This is a genomic window from Nocardia transvalensis, from assembly GCF_015477765.1.
In the GTDB taxonomy this organism is placed as follows: Bacteria; Actinomycetota; Actinomycetes; order Mycobacteriales; family Mycobacteriaceae; genus Nocardia; species Nocardia transvalensis_A.
Window position 1 is genome coordinate 590848 of the sequence record NZ_JADLQQ010000004.1, and the last position, 18050, is coordinate 608897.

Annotated in this window: 18 protein-coding genes; 8 read left to right on the forward strand and 10 right to left on the reverse strand. The window is 69.2% G+C overall.

Features of this window, described 5'->3' with window-relative positions; genetic code table 11:
- Window position 1: 1 nt before the first annotated feature.
- The 5 genes from IU452_RS14485 to ppgK form a co-directional block, all read right to left on the reverse strand.
- Complete coding sequence (locus IU452_RS14485; protein ID WP_195109501.1) at window positions 2-832, reverse strand: MHYT domain-containing protein; 831 nt, start codon at window positions 830-832, stop codon at window positions 2-4.
- A 236-nt stretch (window positions 833-1068) separates the two neighbouring features.
- Window positions 1069-2694: a cation:proton antiporter gene (locus IU452_RS14490; RefSeq protein ID WP_228817548.1), complete on the reverse strand. Its 1626-nt coding sequence runs from the start codon at window positions 2692-2694 to the stop codon at window positions 1069-1071.
- Window positions 2695-2752: 58 nt separating this feature from the next.
- A complete protein-coding gene (locus IU452_RS14495; protein ID WP_195109502.1) occupies window positions 2753-4345 on the reverse strand; it encodes a Na+/H+ antiporter in 1593 nt (530 codons plus the stop codon).
- A gap of 133 nt (window positions 4346-4478) precedes the next feature.
- A complete protein-coding gene (locus IU452_RS14500) occupies window positions 4479-5861 on the reverse strand; it encodes an RNA polymerase sigma factor (protein WP_416382315.1) in 1383 nt (460 codons plus the stop codon).
- Between the two features lie 221 nt (window positions 5862-6082).
- On the reverse strand, window positions 6083-6841 hold the full coding sequence (ppgK, locus tag IU452_RS14505) for a polyphosphate--glucose phosphotransferase (protein ID WP_195109503.1): 759 nt from the start codon (window positions 6839-6841) through the stop codon (window positions 6083-6085).
- Window positions 6842-6983: 142 nt separating this feature from the next.
- Between ppgK and IU452_RS14510 the strand changes: the two genes are divergently transcribed.
- Window positions 6984-7928: an inositol monophosphatase family protein gene (locus IU452_RS14510; protein WP_195109504.1), complete on the forward strand. Its 945-nt coding sequence runs from the start codon at window positions 6984-6986 to the stop codon at window positions 7926-7928.
- 15 nt (window positions 7929-7943) lie between these two features.
- Here IU452_RS14510 and cei read toward each other — a convergent pair whose 3' ends face one another.
- Window positions 7944-8621, reverse strand: coding sequence for an envelope integrity protein Cei (gene cei / locus IU452_RS14515; RefSeq protein ID WP_195109505.1), 678 nt, complete (start codon window positions 8619-8621; stop codon window positions 7944-7946).
- Between the two features lie 450 nt (window positions 8622-9071).
- Here cei and IU452_RS14520 point away from each other — a divergent pair, with 450 nt between their 5' ends.
- On the forward strand, window positions 9072-9374 hold the full coding sequence (locus IU452_RS14520) for a DUF4193 domain-containing protein (RefSeq protein WP_195109506.1): 303 nt from the start codon (window positions 9072-9074) through the stop codon (window positions 9372-9374).
- A gap of 211 nt (window positions 9375-9585) precedes the next feature.
- On the opposite strand, the gene IU452_RS14525 is transcribed toward IU452_RS14520, so the two are convergent.
- Window positions 9586-10071, reverse strand: a complete 486-nt coding sequence (locus tag IU452_RS14525) for a DUF3093 domain-containing protein (RefSeq protein WP_195109664.1) — start codon at window positions 10069-10071, stop codon at window positions 9586-9588.
- A 124-nt stretch (window positions 10072-10195) separates the two neighbouring features.
- Here IU452_RS14525 and dut point away from each other — a divergent pair, with 124 nt between their 5' ends.
- Both dut and IU452_RS14535 read left to right on the forward strand, forming a co-directional pair.
- Window positions 10196-10693: a dUTP diphosphatase gene (dut, locus tag IU452_RS14530; RefSeq protein WP_195109507.1), complete on the forward strand. Its 498-nt coding sequence runs from the start codon at window positions 10196-10198 to the stop codon at window positions 10691-10693.
- Window positions 10694-10695: 2 nt separating this feature from the next.
- Window positions 10696-11565, forward strand: a complete 870-nt coding sequence (locus IU452_RS14535; RefSeq protein ID WP_195109665.1) for a DUF3710 domain-containing protein — start codon at window positions 10696-10698, stop codon at window positions 11563-11565.
- Window positions 11566-11692: 127 nt separating this feature from the next.
- Here the strand turns inward: IU452_RS14535 and IU452_RS14540 are convergent, their stop codons facing one another.
- Window positions 11693-12409, reverse strand: coding sequence for an alpha/beta fold hydrolase (locus IU452_RS14540; RefSeq protein ID WP_195109508.1), 717 nt, complete (start codon window positions 12407-12409; stop codon window positions 11693-11695).
- A 212-nt stretch (window positions 12410-12621) separates the two neighbouring features.
- Here IU452_RS14540 and IU452_RS14545 point away from each other — a divergent pair, with 212 nt between their 5' ends.
- From IU452_RS14545 to IU452_RS14555, 3 genes are all read left to right on the forward strand, one after another.
- Window positions 12622-13047: an OB-fold nucleic acid binding domain-containing protein gene (locus tag IU452_RS14545; RefSeq protein ID WP_228817549.1), complete on the forward strand. Its 426-nt coding sequence runs from the start codon at window positions 12622-12624 to the stop codon at window positions 13045-13047.
- A 3-nt stretch (window positions 13048-13050) separates the two neighbouring features.
- Window positions 13051-13779 (forward strand): DUF3159 domain-containing protein, encoded by a 729-nt coding sequence (locus IU452_RS14550; protein ID WP_195109509.1) that lies wholly within the window; start codon window positions 13051-13053, stop codon window positions 13777-13779.
- Between the two features lie 99 nt (window positions 13780-13878).
- A complete protein-coding gene (locus tag IU452_RS14555) occupies window positions 13879-14535 on the forward strand; it encodes a sigma-70 family RNA polymerase sigma factor (RefSeq protein WP_416382316.1) in 657 nt (218 codons plus the stop codon).
- A 16-nt stretch (window positions 14536-14551) separates the two neighbouring features.
- On the opposite strand, the gene IU452_RS14560 is transcribed toward IU452_RS14555, so the two are convergent.
- Complete coding sequence (locus IU452_RS14560; RefSeq protein WP_195109510.1) at window positions 14552-15220, reverse strand: potassium channel family protein; 669 nt, start codon at window positions 15218-15220, stop codon at window positions 14552-14554.
- Entirely contained in the window at window positions 15217-15888 is a 672-nt protein-coding gene (locus IU452_RS14565) for a potassium channel family protein (RefSeq protein WP_195109511.1), read from the reverse strand. The genes IU452_RS14560 and IU452_RS14565 overlap by 4 nt, the downstream gene beginning before the upstream one ends.
- A 163-nt stretch (window positions 15889-16051) precedes the next feature.
- Between IU452_RS14565 and IU452_RS14570 the strand changes: the two genes are divergently transcribed.
- On the forward strand, window positions 16052-18040 hold the full coding sequence (locus IU452_RS14570; RefSeq protein ID WP_195109512.1) for an APC family permease: 1989 nt from the start codon (window positions 16052-16054) through the stop codon (window positions 18038-18040).
- Window positions 18041-18050 lie beyond the last annotated feature (10 nt).

Sequence of the window (18050 nt, forward strand, 5' to 3'; positions counted from 1 at the left end):
GTCACCGTCGCGGTGGGTCGAAAGGCCCGTCGGAGAAGGGTTCCCGCTTCGGCGCGGGGCCGCGGCTGGGCCAGTACCGGCTCGCGTACTGGCCCCGGATGCGGCTGAGATCGGGTTCGTCCGCATCGGTGACGCCCACCTGCAGGAGCAGCAGCATGGTGACCATGCTGACGCCGACGATCAGCGGGGTCAGCAGCTGGTGGGCCTGGGCGCCCACCGGAGCGGGGACGTGAGACGCCACGTGCGCGTGCATGGCGAACATGCCCGTGTAGTGCATACCGCACACGGCCACACCCATGATCATCGCCGAGCCGACCGTGGCGAGGATGCCGCGCACGTGCAGGGTGAACCACAGGGCCGCGGTCGCCGCCACCACCGCGATGGCGATCGACAGGGTGACGATCCAGGGGTCGTACCCCACGGCCGCATCGGTTTTCATCGCATACATGCCCGAGTAGTGCATGGCACCCACGCCGAGACCGGTGACCGCCCCGCCGGTCAGCAGCGCGAACAGCCCGCCGTGGCGGCGCACCACGATCGACAGCCCCACCCACACCACGACCATCGCAATCATCGCGCTGAACAGCGTGATGGGCACGTCGTAGCGGATGGTGGCCTCGCGCACCGAAAAGCCCAGCATCGCAATGAAATGCATGACCCAGATGCCGGTGCCGCCGAGCGCGATCGCCGCGGTGGCGATCCATCCGCCGCGACCCGGGCTCGTCCGGGCCCGCACCATGCAGCGCAGGGCCAGCAGCGACCCGATGACGGACATGGCATATGCCACAACGGGTGTCAGCCACCCATAGCTGAAGTGGTCGATTTCCAGCATGCGGACTCCTGGCCAGTACGCCTTCTTCGACGACTGCGTCGCCGACAGTGCCGAACAGTAGCCAAAAAACCGCAGGTAGAAAATTTGCGCTAGAAGGATTGGAAATATTAGCTGAGTTTGCTGGTGAGCATGCGCCCAGCTAGCGGCCCCGTAGCCGATCCGCATCCACGACAGCGGTGGGTGTCGAGAATGCTCGACAGATCCGGGCTGATCGGGCAATTCACCGCGGCAGGGCGCTAGGGTCCGGGGTGGAGGTGGGAGCGGAGGTCCAAGTGGCGGATGACGCGGTCGACGATGTCGGTGGGGGCCATGGGCTCTCGACGGGCGGCCAGCGCCTCGGCACGGCCCGCCGCGTGAATGTCGTTGGTGAGGCGGCGGATTCGGGCGGTGAGGAGCAGGGTGCGGTCGGTGGTGACGGCGACGGTGGGGTCGGCGCCGGTGCCGAAGGTCGGGCGGGTCGCGAAACCGTCGCGCAGGCTGCGGTAGATCTCGTCGGAAAGCTGTTCGGCAGCGGCGATCTGGTCCAGGCGGGCCAGTTGGGCGTCGCGAATGCGATGCCACAGGCGGTGTTCGAATTCGTGATCGTCCTCCGCGTCGGCGCGCACCCCGCTCGCGTGCACCACCGAGGGCAGGGTCGGGCCCTGAACCAACAGGGTGAACAGGACGACCGCGAAGGCGACGAACAGAATCACGCTGCGGTCCGGGAACGGTTCACCGGTCTTCGTGGTGAACGGAATCGCCAGTGCCAGAGCCACTGTCACCACACCGCGCTGGCCGGCCCACCACGTCACGAGGGTTTCGCGCCAGGTGTAGGGCTCGTCGGCCGCGCGGCGCCGCCACCACCGGTGCAGCACCGACCATGTCGCCATCAGCCACCCCAGCCGCAGGGCGACGACGACGGCGATCGTCGCGGCGGCGATGCCGAGCAGGGACGGCCAGTCGCCGCTCACCGCCTGCAGGGCGCTGCGCAACTCCAATCCGACCAATCCGAAGGCGAATCCGGTCACCAGCATCTCGGTGATCTGCCAGAACGAATCGCCCATCAGCCGATAGGCGCTGCCGCAGGATCCGAGCGCCGCCTCGGTCAGATACAGCGAGCACACCAGGGTCGCCAGCACCGCGGAACCACCCCACGCGGTGGCCGAACCGTACGCGGCGAAGGGCAGGAGCAGCCCGAGCGCGACCTGCCAGCTCGGCTCCGCGAGCCGGCGGGTCAGCAGGCTGCCGCACCAGCCGAGCCCGAGCCCCACCGCGACGGCCACGACGGCCGAGACCGCGAGATCCCACAGCGCTCCCCACCCCGAGAAGTGGCCGGTGACCACCACCTGCACCGCGACGGTGTAGAGGACCGCCGAGGTGACGTCGTTGAACAACCCCTCACCCTCGAGCGCCGCCACCAGCCGCCGCGGCAGCCCGAGCCGCCCGGCCACCGCCGCCACCGCCACCGGGTCCGGCGGGGCCACCAGCGCACCCAGCACCAGGGCGGCGGCGAACGGCACCGCCGGACGCCAGGCGTGGACCACCGCCGCGACCGCCACCGCCGTGGCCGCCACCAGCCCCACCGCCGTCAGGGTGATCGCACCCCATCCGGCCGCGATCTGCCGCCACGACGTGCGCCGTGCCGAGGCGTACAGCAGCGGCGGAAGGACGAGCGGCAGAATGAGATTCGGATCGATATGGGTGTGCGGCACGAACGGCGCCACGGCCAGCCCGCACCCGAACAGCGTCATCAGCACCGTCGGCGCCAAGCCGGTGCGGCGGGCTACCGGTTGCGCGAGAATCGTCGCGAACAGCAGCACGAACACCAACACCAACTTGTCCACGATCACCGACAGTGCTCGTTCCAGCTGAGAACCGACCAAGCGGTTCCTGAGGCCCGTCGGGTGTAAAACGCCTGGACCGGTGATATCGGTCGCAGGGTCAGAACAGGGGCGACGGGCGCGGCATATCCAGGCGGCGCATGACGCGGTCGACCAGATCCGGCGGCATCTCGCGGCGGGCCGCCAGCGCCTCGGTGCGCCCGGCCTCGAGGACCTCGTTGCTGATCTCGCGGATGGCGTCGGTGAAATGCGTGGCGCGCTCGACGGCCTTGGTGTCGGCGACCTCGGCCTGTTCGGCGGCGTCCGGATCGGCGCGGGCCAGGCGGCGTTCGAAGTTCTCACGCAATCGCCGATAGATGTCTTCGGGCAGATCCTCGCGGTCGGCGATCTGCTCCAGCCGGGCCAGTTCGGCCCGCAGAATCCGCGTCCACAGGCGGCGTTCCAGTTCCCGTTCGACCTCGGTGTCGGCTTGGACGTGCGTGGCTCGCACGATCAGCGGGAGCGTCGGCCCCTGCAGCAGCAGGGTGAACAGCACCACGGCGAAGGCGATGAACAGGATTCGGTCCCGGCCCGGGAACGGCGACCCGTCGGCGGTGGTCAACGGCACGGCCAGCGCCAGCGCCACGGTGACGACCCCGCGCATACCGGCCCACCACGTGACGATCGACTCACGCCAGGTGTACGGCTCGTCGGTGTCGTGCCGGCGCCACCACCGGCCGCCCATGGCCGTGGTGATCAGCAGCCACGCCAACCGCAACAGCACGACCACCGCGATGACGGCCGCCGTCCCACCCAGCAGTTTCGGCCACTCCGGCCCCGCGGCCGTCAGCACGGTCGTGAGTTCCAGTCCGATGAGCCCGAATGCGACACCGGTCACCAGCAGATCGATGACCTCCCACACCGAATCGCCGACCACGCGAAAGGCACTGTCGCTGAAATCCGTTGCGGCATCGACCAGATACAGCGCACAGATCAGCACCGCGAGCACCGCCGAACCGTGCCAGAACTCGGCCAGCCCGTAGGCGCCGAACGGCAACAGCAGACCGAGGGCCACCTGCCAGGTGGCCTGTCCGAGTTTGCGCATCAATCGGCTGCCCGCCCAGCCCAGGACCACCCCGACCGCGATCGCCACCACCGCCGAGATCACGAAATCCAGTGCGGTGTGCCAGGCCGAGAAGCGCCCGGTGAGCACGGCCTGCACGGCCACGTTGTAGAGCACCACCGCGGTCACGTCGTTGAACAGCCCCTCGCCCTCGAGCATCGCGACCAACCGGCGCGGCAGCCCGAGCCGCCCGGCCATGGCGCTGACCGCCACCGGATCCGGCGGCGCGACAACCGCACCCAGCGCGAGGGCCGCGGCCAGCGGCACCGCCGGGTACCACGCATGGAACACCGCCGCCACCGCGAACGCCGTCGCCACCACCAAACCGACGGCGCGCAACAGGATCGGCAGCGCGTTCGCGGCGAACTGCTGCCAGGAGGTGCGCCGCGCCGAGGCATACAGCAGCGGCGGCAGCACCAGCGGCAGAATCAGATCCGGCTCGATATCGATGCTCGGCACGAACGGAATCACCGCGAGGATCAGCCCGAACACGGTCATCAGCACGGCCGGAGCCAGGCCGATGCGCCGGCCCAGCGGCTGGGCGAGAATCGCCGCGAACGCCAGCACGAAGATCAAGACCAACTGCTCCACGGCGGTCCAGTCTGCTGGCGGCGCCGGGGAAAGTCACCGACCGCTGCGGCGCGTCCGCTTGCGGCGGAAAGGTTTTCCGCAGAAACGACGAGCGCCGCCGGAACTTCGGCGGCGCTCGTGTGCGGGTAACGACCTAGTCGAGGTAGTCGCGCAGGACCTGCGAGCGGCTGGGGTGGCGCAGCTTGCTCATCGTCTTCGACTCGATCTGGCGGATGCGTTCGCGGGTCACCCCGTACACCTGGCCGATCTCGTCGAGGGTGCGCGGCTGGCCGTCGGTGAGGCCGAAGCGCAGGCGGACCACGCCCGCCTCGCGTTCGGACAGCGTCTCCAGCACCGACTGCAGCTGATCCTGCAGCAGCGTGAAGCTCACCGCGTCCACCGCGACGACGGCCTCGCTGTCCTCGATGAAATCACCGAGCTGCGAATCGCCTTCGTCGCCGATGGTCTGATCCAGCGAGATGGGCTCCCGGGCGTACTGCTGGATCTCCAGCACCTTCTCCGGGGTGATGTCCATTTCCTTGGCCAGCTCCTCGGGCGTGGGCTCGCGGCCCAGGTCCTGCAGCAGCTCGCGCTGGATACGGCCCAGCTTGTTGATGACCTCGACCATGTGCACCGGAATGCGGATGGTGCGGGCCTGGTCGGCCATCGCGCGGGTAATGGCCTGCCGAATCCACCAGGTGGCGTACGTGGAGAACTTGTAGCCCTTGGTGTAGTCGAACTTCTCCACCGCGCGGATCAGGCCGAGGTTGCCTTCCTGGATCAGATCCAGGAACGCCATGCCGCGGCCGGTGTAGCGCTTGGCCAGCGAGACGACCAGACGCAGGTTGGCCTCGAGCAGATGGTTCTTGGCCCGGTTGCCGTCGCGCATGATCCACTGCAGATCGCGGCGCGCCTGCACGGGCAGTTTCTCGCCCTTCTCGGCGAACTCGCGCAACTTCTCGGTGGCGTACAGCCCCGCCTCGATGCGCTTGGCGAGTTCGACCTCCTCCTCGGCGTTGAGCAGCGCGACCTTACCGATCTGCTTGAGGTAGGCGCGCACCGAGTCGGCGGAGGCGGTGAGTTCGGCATCCTTGCGGGCCTGCCGCAGGGCCTCGGACTCCTCCTCGTCCCAGACGAAGTCGCCGGAGGCCTTGTCCTTCTCCGAGGGTTCGTCCTCGGCCTCCTCGTCGTCCTCGACGGCCACCTCCTCGTCGACGAGCTCGGCGTCCTCGGCCAGATCGTCGTCGGGGACTTCCAGATCACCGAGATCGTCGAGATCCAACGACTCGTCGTCGAGGTTCTCCTCGACCTCGTTCTCGGCACCCGGAGCGGCCTTCTTCGCGGCCGCCTTCTTGGCCGGAGCCTTCTTGGCGGCCTTGGCACCGGCCTTCTTGGCAGGCGCCTTCTTCGCGGCGGCCTTCTTGGCGGGAGCCTTCTTGGCGGCAGCCTTCTTGACCGGCCGTGCGGCGATGGTGCTTTCTGCGGAGTCGGCGGCTTCGGCCGATTCGGCGGTCTGTCGGGTATTCGTGGCTACCACGTACGCCCTTTCGTGACGGTCTCGTGCGGCGTCACGCCAGAGTGAAACATCCGGCGGAGCGGTTCTGTCGGGGGTAATCCGGCTCTCGTGCCGGTGTCGGGTCCGGCCTACCGCCGGTCATGCGTTCCATTGTAACGATCGAAACCAGATGCCCACGTCGACACCTCATCGGCGCGCGCGCCGGATGTTTGCGGTATTTTCCAAGGCTCACGACATCTCGCTCACGGCGCGATCCCCGCCTCGACGGCCATGGCGGCGCCGACGATGCCGGCGGTGTTCTTCAGATGGGCGGCCACCACCGGAGTCCGGTTGCCCAGCAAGGGGATCCAATGGTCGGCGTCGCGGCTGATGCCGCCACCGGCGACGATGACATCGGGCCAGAGCAGATTCTCGAGCGTCACCAGCACCCTGGTCACCTCGGTGGCCCACTGCTTCCACGACAGATTCTTTCGCTCCTTGGCCGAGGAGGCGGCGCGGTGCTCGGCCTCCTTCCCGTGGACCTCGATGTGCCCGAACTCGGTATTGGGGACCAGCGTGCCGTGGTACAGCAGCGCCGAGCCGATCCCGGTGCCGAAGGTCAGCAGCATGACCAGCCCGTCGATATTGCGGGCGGCGCCGTAGCGGTCCTCGGCCATACCGGCGGCGTCGGCGTCGTTGAGCACGACCACCTCGCGGCCGCCCAGCGCGAGGGAGAACAGCTGCCGGGCGTCGGTGTCGATCCAGCTCTTGTCGATGTTGGCGGCCGTGCGGGCGATACCGTTGACCACCACACTGGGCAGGGTGATGCCGACCGGGCCCTCCCAGTCGGCCTGGGCGACCAGCTTGGCGACGGTCTCGGCGACGGCGTTCGGGGTCGAGGGCTGCGGAGTGGCTATCTTGATGCGGTCGTGGGCCAGTTCGCCGGTGGTCAGATCCACCACGGCGCCCTTGACCCCGCTACCGCCGATGTCGATACCGAATGCGTGCCCCCGAACGGACATTGAGACTCCTCGTTCCCTGTGGTGCCGGCCGAAACAAGTGCGCGCGGCACAATACACGGCGCTGTGTGAATGGGCTGCCCGACGAACGGATCTGTGTCGTGCACGACAAGCCTAATGCGCGGTCCGGACGATCTGTGTTGCGATGGATGTCGTGCCCGAATCCAACTCACCCGTCTCCACCGCAGCTACCGACCCCGTCCAGCCGTTCGATCCCGCCGAGATCGCCGAATTGCGCCGCGTGGCAGTGCATCTGGCGCAGACCGCCGCCGCCCACGTGCGCTCCCGCCGGCCCGAGGTCTTCGAGTCGGCGTCCCGCCCGGACGGCGCCGTGCAGGCCAAGAGCTCGCCGACCGACCCGGTCACGGTCGTCGATACCGAGACCGAGCAGCTGATTCGCCGCCTGCTCGCCGAGCTCCGGCCCGGTGAACGGGTGCTGGGGGAGGAGGGCGGTGGCAGCCTGGACGGCGATCGCGGCGAGATCGTCTGGGTGGTCGACCCGATCGACGGCACGGTCAACTTCATGTACGGCATCCCCGCCTATGCGGTCTCGGTGGCCGCCATGCGGGCCGGGCATTCGCTGGCCGGTGCCGTGGTCGATGTGGCCCGGGACGTCACCTACAGCGCGGGCGTGGGTGCGGGCGCGCAGTCGGTGGGTCCCGACGGGACGGTAACCGCCTTGCGCTGCAACCGGGTCGACTCGCTCTCGATGGCGCTGCTGGCTACCGGCTTCGGCTACGGAGCCGCCCGCCGCGCCCGGCAGGGGCAGCTGGTTGCCGAGGTATTGCCGCATGTGCGCGACATCCGCCGCATCGGCTCGGCCGCGCTGGATCTGTGCATGGTCGCCGCGGGCCGGGTCGACGCCCACTACGAGCACGGCCTCAACACCTGGGACTGGGCCGCCGGTGCCTTGATCGCCGCCGAGGCGGGGGCGCGCCTGGTGCTGCCCCCCGCCGGGGCGGTCAGTAAGACCGGTGACCTGACCGTCGCCGTTGCGCCCGGCATCGCCGACGAACTGCTCGGTCTGTTCGGCCGCTTGGGCGTGTCGGACGCGATTCCGGAGATCCCGGCCAAAAGCATGCCGGGATGAGGAGGTGCGGTGCGCTCAGCAGTGGCCCTGGCGGGCGGCGTCGAGGAGTTTGGAGTCGATGCCCGGGTCGCCGGGAGCGGGGTTCTTCAGGGACTTCAGAACCTCTTCGGCGTCGTTGCCGGGTTGGATGTCGTTGCCGAACAGTGAGCCCAGGGCCAGGTCGACGGTCTCGTCGGTGCGATGGTCCTCGATCAGCTCGGCGCACGGGGCGATCAGCTGCACCGAGGCCGCGGCCGGGCGGCCGTTGACGCCGAAGCGGATCTGGCCGGTGCACTCGAGGTCGCCGTTGACGTATACCGGATCGTTAGCGAATTGTGGCGCGGGCGGGCTGGCGAACCCGTAGTCACTCAGTCTCGAGGCGATGTGCTCGGCCAGGCCGCGCTGTCCGGAGGCGTTGTAGACGCGCACCTTGGCCCGGTCCAGTGGCGCGGGCTTCACGTCGTGCAGCCGCGACGAGGACACCCGCTGGCCCAGCGGCGCCGGCTGCTGCGCGGCCGGATCCGCGGCCGGGGCGGGCGAGTTGCACGTCATCGCCGCATGGCTGCGGCCCTCGGTGGTCAATGCCTTGATCCACACGATCGCGCAGATCAGGGCAAGGATCGCCACCATCGCGACCCAGGGTTGGTAGCGGCGGCGCAGGAACGGCCGCCCCTTGTCGTCGACGGCGCTGCCTTCGGTGATCAGTGAAACCACATGCACACCTTACGAGTTGGCCGGGCCCAATCGCGCATGCGGACTCCGCCGCGTGCCGGGGATGAGCTGGATATCGCCCAGGTAACGATTCGCTCGACGGTCGACCACGGAATAGGGGGCGATCCACCCTGGGTGGTGACGATTGCCCGTCAGTTTCGCCGTGCTCGAGTTTTGATTGCGACTTTTGCGCCGACGTCCGCTATTGTCTGGCGGCCCGATTCGAATCGACTGATGTGTATCAGGGGAGCGATTTCGGGAACAACCAGGGCATGTCCTGCGTTGACCGAGCGCGATCCGGTACGGATCCCGAGGATCCGGCCCGGTCGGCGACCGGTGTACACGTGACGTACACCACGGCGGGACGGTGCTCGCCGAGTCGATTCCCCTAGGGAGTCGGGGCGGAGGGGGCCGGTTCCGGGATATACGGAGTAAGGACGAGGGGAAGACGACATGGCAACCGACTATGACGCACCGAGGCGTAGTGAGACCGACGAGGTGTCGGAAGACTCGCTGGAGGAGCTGAAGGCTCGTCGCAACGAGGCCGCGTCCGCCGTCGTGGATATCGACGAATCCGATACCGCGGAGTCGTTCGAGCTCCCCGGCGCGGACCTGTCCGAGGAAGTGCTGTCGGTCCGGGTGATCCCGAAGCAGGCCGACGAGTTCACCTGCTCGAGCTGTTTCCTGGTTCATCACCGCAGCCGGCTCGCCAGCGAGGCGGGCGGCCAGATGATCTGCATGGACTGCGCGGCCTGAGCATCGGTTACGGGTTATTCGTTCAGTCCGCGCTCGGCACGCCCGAGCGCGGCCAAGACCCGCGCGTGTGGAGCTACGCGCGCTGAAGTACCCCGGCGCCGGGACGCAGCCTGACCCAGCCCCAGGCCTTCACCCGGCGGCCGGGATGCCCGGCGCGGTCAGGACGCGCTCGGGACCATCGGCACAGCCGGACCAGTCGGCCCTCGGCCACTCATCCGGCGGCCGGGATGCCCAGCGCGGCCAGGACGCGCTCGGGATGACGCGTGCTGACCAGCCAGTACGGCGTCGGGTCGTCCGGGTCGTCGAGGACGAGCAACACCATGGGCCCGATCCAGGGCCGATGCTGGACATAAGCGGCGGGGTCGAGCTGTCGGCCCAGTGCCGCGCTTTTCGCGCTGGCCGGTACGGCCGCTGCCCGGGCTACATACGTTACCGGCAGATGGGCCCGGTCCGCGCGCAATTCGACAGTTCCCGTCGCATCCGTCACCACTTCGACGCGATGGCGGCTCACCCACAGCAACGCCCACACCGGAATCGGCAGCAGCAGCACATACGGCAGCCAGGCCCGGACGCCCGGTGCACCCATGTGGATTTCGGCGGCGAGCAGTCCGGCGATGGCCAGGCCGACCGGCCACCACCACAGCGGCACCCACAGTCGCTCGGAGTAGCCGGGGGCGGCGGTTTCGTTCTGCTGCATGGTCACCTGACGGGACTGGTCGGACACGACATAAGAGTAGGTCAGCGCGCGATAGGGGGTGCCAGTGGCCCTTCGGGCCCGTCGCTCCCACCGCAGGCACCGCGACCGCGTAGGCTCGCTGTACGTGACCGGTATTCCACCCATTTCTCTGCTGCGGCTCGATCCCGGCATCCCCGTGCCCACCCGCGCGCACCCGGGCGACGCGGGCGTGGACCTGTGCACCACCGAGGACGTCATTCTGGAGCCGGGGGAGCGGGTGCTCGTGGGCACCGGTATCGCCGTGGCGCTTCCGGTCGGCACGGTCGGCCTGATCCATCCGCGTTCGGGACTGGCCGCCAAGGCCGGCCTGTCGATCGTCAATACGCCCGGCACGGTCGATGCGGGCTATCGGGGTGAGATCAAGGTCTGCCTGATCAACCACGATCCGCGCACCCCGATCGAGCTGCGCCGCGGCGATCGGATCGCCCAGCTGGTGGTGCAGCGGGTGGAACTGGTCGATTTCATCGAGGTCGACTCGCTCGACGAGACTTCGCGTGGCGCAGGCGGTTACGGGTCCAGTGGTGGGCACGCGAGCCTGGCCGCACCGTCGGGCGGGGCGGGCCCGGCCGGCAAGGAGGCATGACGATGTTCGGACGGAAGAAGCGGTCCGGAGACGATCGCGACAGACATTACGACGAGTACGCCTACGACGAGGAGTACGACGAGGCCGAGTACGCGGACTACGACGAACCCGCGTACGCGCAGGCGGGCTACGACGACCGCTACGAGGAGGCGGCCGCCGGTCCCGCCGAGCGCAGCGGCCCCTACGACTACGACGAGGTCGCCGATCTGCTCGATAACGTCGCCGATCAGCGGCTGGACCTCGGCTCGGTGATCCTGCCGGTGCCGCCGGGCGGTCAGCTGCAGGTCGAGATGACCCCGGACGGCACCCCGCAGGCGGTGCACCTGGCCACCCAGCACGGCCGGCTCACCGTCGCCGCCTACGCCGCGCCGAAGTCGCCGGGGCAATGGCGCACGGTGGCCGCGGATCTGGCCGAATCGCTGCGCGCGGACGGCGCGCAGGTGTCGGTGCAAACCGGGCCCTGGGGACGCGAACTGCATGCCGTCACCGAGGGCGCCGATCTGCGCTTCATCGGTGTCGACGGCTACCGCTGGATGGTTCGGCTGGTTGCGGCCGGTCCGTCCGGGGCAGCCGACGAGGGCACCCCGCTGGTGGCCGCGGCCCGCGCCATCCTCAGCGAGACGGTGGTGCGCCGCGGCGACGAACCGCTCCCGGTCCGCGAACCGCTCCCGGTCGTCCTCCCCCAGGAACTGGCCGACCAGCTGATCGCCGCCCACCACCAGCAGATGGCCGCCCAACAACAGGCCCTCGCCGCCCAGGCCGCCGCGGCCCAGGCCCACGCCACCGGCCAGCACCCGGTCGTTCCCCCGGAACAGCAGGGCCCCCGCCGCGGCGCCGAAGGCTCCGCGATGCAACAACTCCGCCGCAACTGACCCCGGGCCCCGGCCAAAAGCATGCCGGGGCCATAAGGGGATCTCTACGCCCGGGACGCTCAGGGACTGTGCTCGGCGGACTGTGCTCGGGCCCACACGGGCGCTGTGTTTTGCCCCACAACGGATTTCAGCGGTGGGCGGCGTGGCGGCCGATCAGGCGGGACAGGCCGCGGGTGCCGAGGATTGCGGGGTCGGCGCCGAGTTCGTCGAGTGTGATGCGAATCAAGTCGGCGCGGGGGATGAGGTCGGTCCACTGTTCGGCGACCGGCAGCGGGTGTACCGGATCGTCGACGGCCGAGACGACCGTGGTCGGAACCGGCAGTGCGGCAAGGGTTTCCGGGGTCGGCCAGGCGTAGGCCGCGGCCTCCTCCAGGGCGTCGGGCAGATGCGGCCACTGGGCGGTCCACGACTGAGTGAGCGCATCGGCCAGCCAGCGCGGGCTGTCGGCGCGCATGCGGGCCACCACCGCGTCCAGGCCGTCCGCGCGCAGCTGGGCGGCGGTATTCGCCGCGCTCAGCGCGGCGGGACACCCGCCGATCCGGGAGCTCGTCCAGGCGGGCAGCGCGGCGATCACACCGAACGCCGACTCCGGATGCGCGACCACCCACTCGACGGCGATCGCGGCGCCCAGCGAGATCCCGGCCGCCAGCACCGGCCCGGAACGGGCCGCGGTATCGAGCGCGGCATGGCAGCTGGCGACCACCCCGCGGGGGTCCGGATCGACCGCCAGAAACGGCAAATCCAGTGCGGCACAAGCGGGTCCGAACGCGCGGCGAGCGAAGTCGGCGTCGGATCCCGTGCCGGGCAGGGCGACGACGAGCGCGGGGCGGGGTAGATCGGGCACGCGCCGAAGCCTACGCGGCAAACGGCGTGGTTCGGCGGAGGCGGGCGTGGGTATTCATCGGTGGTGCCGTCACCGGTCACCCGGCCTCCGGGCCGCGTGGCGGGGGCCCCTGCCCCCATCTACAGTGACGGTATACGGCCAATCGGCCGCTCGAGTGGGAAATCCGACGACGTGCGACCCACGCCGTCTGCAGTTGCAGGAAGTGTTGCGAAATGCCTTTCACAGGCAGAAACAGGGCGGGATCCGGCACCGCCGACGGCAAGGCCGGACCGGACAGCGGATATTTCCGGCGGCTGGGCCGTCGGCTCACCGCAGACCTGGACCGACTCGACGCCGAAGAACTGGCCGAGACGTCGGAGGCGTCGGGAGCCTGTCAGGCGGCCGCGTGTCGGCGCGGCGAGGAGGTCACCATGCTCGGCAGATTGCGCAGCGTGGAGACCTGTCCGTCGTCGGCCACGGCGGGGCTGGAGGCCGAATTCTTCGACGGCACCGACGCGGTCGCGCTGGTGTGGATCGGACGGCGCCGCATCCCCGGCATCGAGACCGGACGTCGTATCCTGGTCCGCGGCCGCATCGGGGAACGCGATGGCGCCAAGGTCATGTACAACCCCTACTACGAACTACGTGGGAACCTCTGACGTATGCCGACACCCAGCAAGGACGACGGCGCCGAGCGCGCTGCGCTCGCCGACGACCAGCCCACCGCCGTCCTGCCGGTCGTCACGCCCGAGGACGAGACCGAGGACCTCGAGCGTGAGGAGGCGCTGGAGCAGACCCTGCTGGAACAGCTGGGCGGCATCAGCGGCCTGATCTACTCCACCCTGCCGGTGGTGGTGTTCGTGCCCGCCAATGCGCTGTGGGGCCTGGCTACGGCCATCTGGTCCGCGCTGGGTGTGGCGGCCGCGATCCTGGTGTGGCGATTGTTCCGCCGCGACCCGGTGCAGCCGGCGATCTCCGGCTTCCTCGGGGTGGGCGTGTGCGCCTTCATCGCCTATCGGATGGGCGCGGCGAAGGGGTTCTTCCTGTTCGGCATCTGGGCCAGCCTGATCTACGGCGGCGCGTTCCTGGTCTCGATCCTGGTGCGCTGGCCGCTGGCCGGGGTGATCTGGAGCGTCCTCAACGGGCACGGGCACGAGTGGCGCTCCGACCGCCGTGCGCTGCGCCTGTACGACCTGGCGACCGCGGTGTGGGTGGTGGTGTTCGGCGCCCGCTATTTGGTGCAGAACCACTTCTACGAGACCGACAGCACCGGGTTGCTGGCCGTCGCCCGCATCGCCATGGGCTGGCCGCTGACCGCCATCGCGCTGCTGGTCACGGTGTGGGCGGTGCGCCGCGCCGGACATTTTCCCGCCGCGTCCAAGCGAGCCTGAACCGCCGGGGGTGGGGGGAACCCACCCCTGGGGTGGCTATTTCGCGGACCCGGATCATCGCACGATCGTTCATGAGAACTTCGGGCGAAAGGATCCCCAGTGGGTACCGACAACAACGCGGTGGCGTCGCAGGACCGGCCGAAGGGCCGCGGCACGAGGCCGGCACGTCCCGGCGCCGCTGGTTCGGAGAGCCGCAAGACCGCCGCCGAGCTGGATCGGTTGATCGGACCGGCCGCCGCCGGTGATCGGCACGCGGTCACCGAGATCGTCAAGATCGTGCACCCGCTGGTGCGCCGCTACTGTGCGGCCCGCATCGGCTCCGGCGGCCACCTGCACGTCACCGCCGACGACATCGCGCAGGAGATCTGCATCGCCACCGTCCAGGCCATCCCGCGCTACCGGGATCAGGGCAAGTCGTTCCTGGCGTTCGTGTACGGGATCTCGGCCAACAAGGTGGCCGACGCGTTCCGCCGCGCGCAGCAGCATCCGGCCTATCCGGTGGCGGAGTTCCCGGAGGAGGCATGCCCGGCCCCGGGGCCCGAGGAGATGGCCCTGGCCTCGGAGCGCCGCCGCGCGACCCGCGACCTGATGCAGGTGCTGGCACCGGCGCACCGCGAGGTGCTGGTCATGCGGATCGTGTTGGGGTGGACCGCCGCCCAGACCGCCGAGGCCATCGGGACCAGCCCGGGCGTGGTGCGGGTGATGCAGCACCGGGCGCTGAACAAGCTGCGCGCCCAGCTGGCCGCCGCCTCCTGAGCACGCGCGGCGTCGGTCAGTAGGACCCGTTGACGCCCAACACCTTCCGCAGCTCGTCCTCGGCCTCGACCGAGGTCACGAACAACAGTTCGTCCTCGCCTTCGAGCGGGTCGTCGGGCTGCGGAACGATCACCCGGCCACCCCGCAGAATCGTCACCAGCGCGGCATCGCGCGGGAGCGCGAGGGTGCGCACCGCCTTTCCGGCCAGCGCGGTATCGGCGGGCAGGGTGATCTCGACCAGATTCGCCTGACCCTGCCGCAGCGTCATCAGCCGCACCAGATCACCCACCGACACCGCCTCCTCGGCCAGTGAGGCCAGCAGGCGCGGGGTCGACACCGCGACGTCGACTCCCCACGAGCCGTCGAACAGCCACTCGTTGCGTGGATCGTTGACCCGGGCCACCACCCGCCGCACACCGAACTCGGTCTTGGCGAGCAGGCTGTACACCAGATTCACCTTGTCGTCGCCGGTCGCCGCGATGCAGACCTCGTAGTCCTGCAACCCCGCCTCCTCGAGCAGTTCCAGCTCGCAGGCGTCGCCGTGCACCCACGTCGCGGCGGGAGCGACGACCGGGTCGACGTGGTCGAGGCGGCGTTCGAGCAGCATCACCTCGTGCCCGCCGCGAAGGAGTTCCTGGGCGATGGAGCGGCCGACGGCACCCGCCCCGGCGATCGCTACTTTCACGATTGGTCCTCGGTCGAAGGGGGAGCGGCGGCGAGGGCGACGGCCTCGCCGACGGAGCCGGAGGCGGCGGCGATATAGACGATGTCATCGGCCTGCAACACCGTTTTCTTGGTGGGCACCACGCCCTGACTGAATCGGATGAGGACGGCCACGCGGGCGTGAATCACGTCCTCCAGATCCCGCACTGTACGCCCGTACCAGTCCTCGTGCAGGGGGAGCTCGATGACCGCGACGGTGCCGGTGGGGTCGCGCCAGCTGGTCGCCGCCGCGTCGCCGACGATCGTGCGCAGGAACCGATCGGTCGTCCAGGGCACGGTGGCAATGGTCGGGATGCCCAGCCGCTCGTAGACCGCGGCCCGCTTGGCGTCGTAGATGCGTGCCACCACGCGCTCCACGCCGAAGGTCTCCCGGGCGACCCGGGCGGCGATGATGTTGGAGTTGTCTCCGGAGGACACGGCGGCGAATGCGCCCGCCCGCTCGATGCCCGCCCGCTGCAGCACGTCCCGGTCGAAGCCGACCCCGGTCACCCGCTCACCGGAGAACTCCTTGCCGAGCCGCAGGAAGGCGCTCGGATCTCGATCGATCACGGCAACCTCGTGCCCGACCCGGACCAGGGCGCGGGCGAGCGAGGAGCCGACTCGGCCACACCCCATGATCACTACGTACACCGTGCCATCCCCAATTCGAAAACCGTGGTGTGCGGTCTGGTTCGTTATCGGAGGAACCGTACCCGCCGACGGTCCTTGCAGCCACATTCCCCCTGAGCGACCTCTCGAAACGCGGGTGGCCCGGCGCTGTGTGGCCTGGAACACCGCAGTTATGCTGGGGCGAGTGTCCAAGTTGACGACGGCCGTCAAACGCATGGTGGTCGGCCGCCCCTTCCGCAGTGATTCGCTGGGACATACCTTGCTGCCCAAGCGGATCGCACTGCCCGTTTTCGCCTCCGATGCGCTGTCGTCGGTCGCCTACGCACCGGAGGAGATCTTCCTGGTGCTGTCGGCGGCCGGGCTGTCGGCCTACGTCTACGCGCCCTGGGTGGGCCTCGCGGTCGCCGCGGTGCTCGCCGTGGTGGTGGCCTCCTATCGGCAGAATGTCCACGCCTACCCCTCCGGCGGCGGTGACTACGAGGTGGCGACGAAGAACCTCGGGCCGACCGCCGGGCTCACCGTCGGCAGCGCGCTGCTGGTCGACTATGTGCTGACCGTCGCGGTGTCGATCTCCTCGGCGGCCTCCAATATCGGGTCGGCCGTGCCCTTCGTCGCCACCCACAAGGTGCTGTTCGCGGTGGCGGCGATCGCGCTGCTGGCGGCGATGAATCTGCGCGGGGTGCGGGAGTCCGGCACCGCGTTCGCCATCCCCACCTACGCCTTCATGATCGGCATGGTCTTCATGCTGGGCTGGGGAATCGTGCGGATCGAGGTGTTCGGCGACGAGGTGCACGCCGAGTCCTACGGTTTCCAGCTGCATGGGGAGGATTCGCACCTGTACGGGATCGCGTTCGCATTCCTGCTGGCGCGGGCGTTCTCCTCCGGCTGTGCGGCGCTGACCGGTGTCGAGGCCATCAGCAACGGTGTTCCGGCGTTCCGGAAGCCCAAGTCGCGCAACGCGGCGACGACGTTGCTGATGCTCGGCCTGATCTCCATCACCCTGCTGCTGGGCATCATCCTGCTGGCCCGCCGGGTGGGTGTGGTGTACGCGCAGAATGTGTCCGATCTGGTGGGCGCGCCGGCGGGCTACGAGCAGAAGACGCTGATCGCGCAGCTGGCCCATGCGGTGTTCCAAGGCTTCCCCGCGGGCTTCTACTTCATCACCGTGGTGACAGCGCTGATCCTGGTGCTGGCGGCCAACACGGCGTTCAACGGGTTCCCGGTGCTCGGTTCCATCCTGGCTCAGGACCGATTCCTGCCCCGCCAGCTGCACACCCGCGGTGACCGGCTGGCCTTCTCCAACGGCATCTTGTTCCTGTCAGGTGCGGCCATCGCGTTCGTGGTGATGTTCGGGGCCGAGGTGACACGGCTGATCCAGCTCTACATCGTCGGTGTGTTCGTGTCGTTCGTGCTGAGCCAGACCGGCATGCTGCGGCATTGGACACGCTTGTTGCGCACCGAGACCGATCCGATCGTGCGTCGGCGGATGCTGCGGTCGCGGGTGATCAACGCGATCGGCCTCACCATGACCGGGGCGGTGCTGGTGATCGTGTTGATCACCAAGTTCCTGGCGGGTGCCTGGATCGCGATCGTCACGATGGCGGCGATCTTCGTGCTGATGCGGATGATTCGCAAGCACTACGACACGGTCGCCCGCGAGCTCGACGAGTATGTGGCCGACCAGGTCCTGCCCAGCCGCACCCATTCCATCGTGCTGGTGTCCAAGCTGCACCTGCCGACGCGGCGGGCGATCGCCTATGCGCGCGCGACGCGGCCCGACGTGCTGGAGGCGGTCACTGTCAACGTCGACGAACCCGACACCCGGCAGCTGGTGCGCGAGTGGGAGAACAGCGATATTCCGGTGCCGCTCAAGGTGATCGAGTCGCCGTATCGCGAGATCACCAAGCCGGTGGTGGATTACGTCAAGCGGGTGCGGCGGGCGTCGCCGCGCGATGTGGTGACCGTGTTCATTCCCGAATACGTGGTCGGGCACTGGTGGGAGCAGTTGCTGCACAACCAGAGTGCGCTGCGGTTGAAGGGGCGGCTGCTGTTCGAGCCCGGCGTCATGGTCACCAGCGTGCCGTGGCAGCTCAGCTCCTCGGCGAAGGCGCGGCAGCCGGGTCTGGTGAATGCTCCCGGTGCGGTGCGCCGCGGTTATGAGGAGCGATCGTGACCGTGCGAAC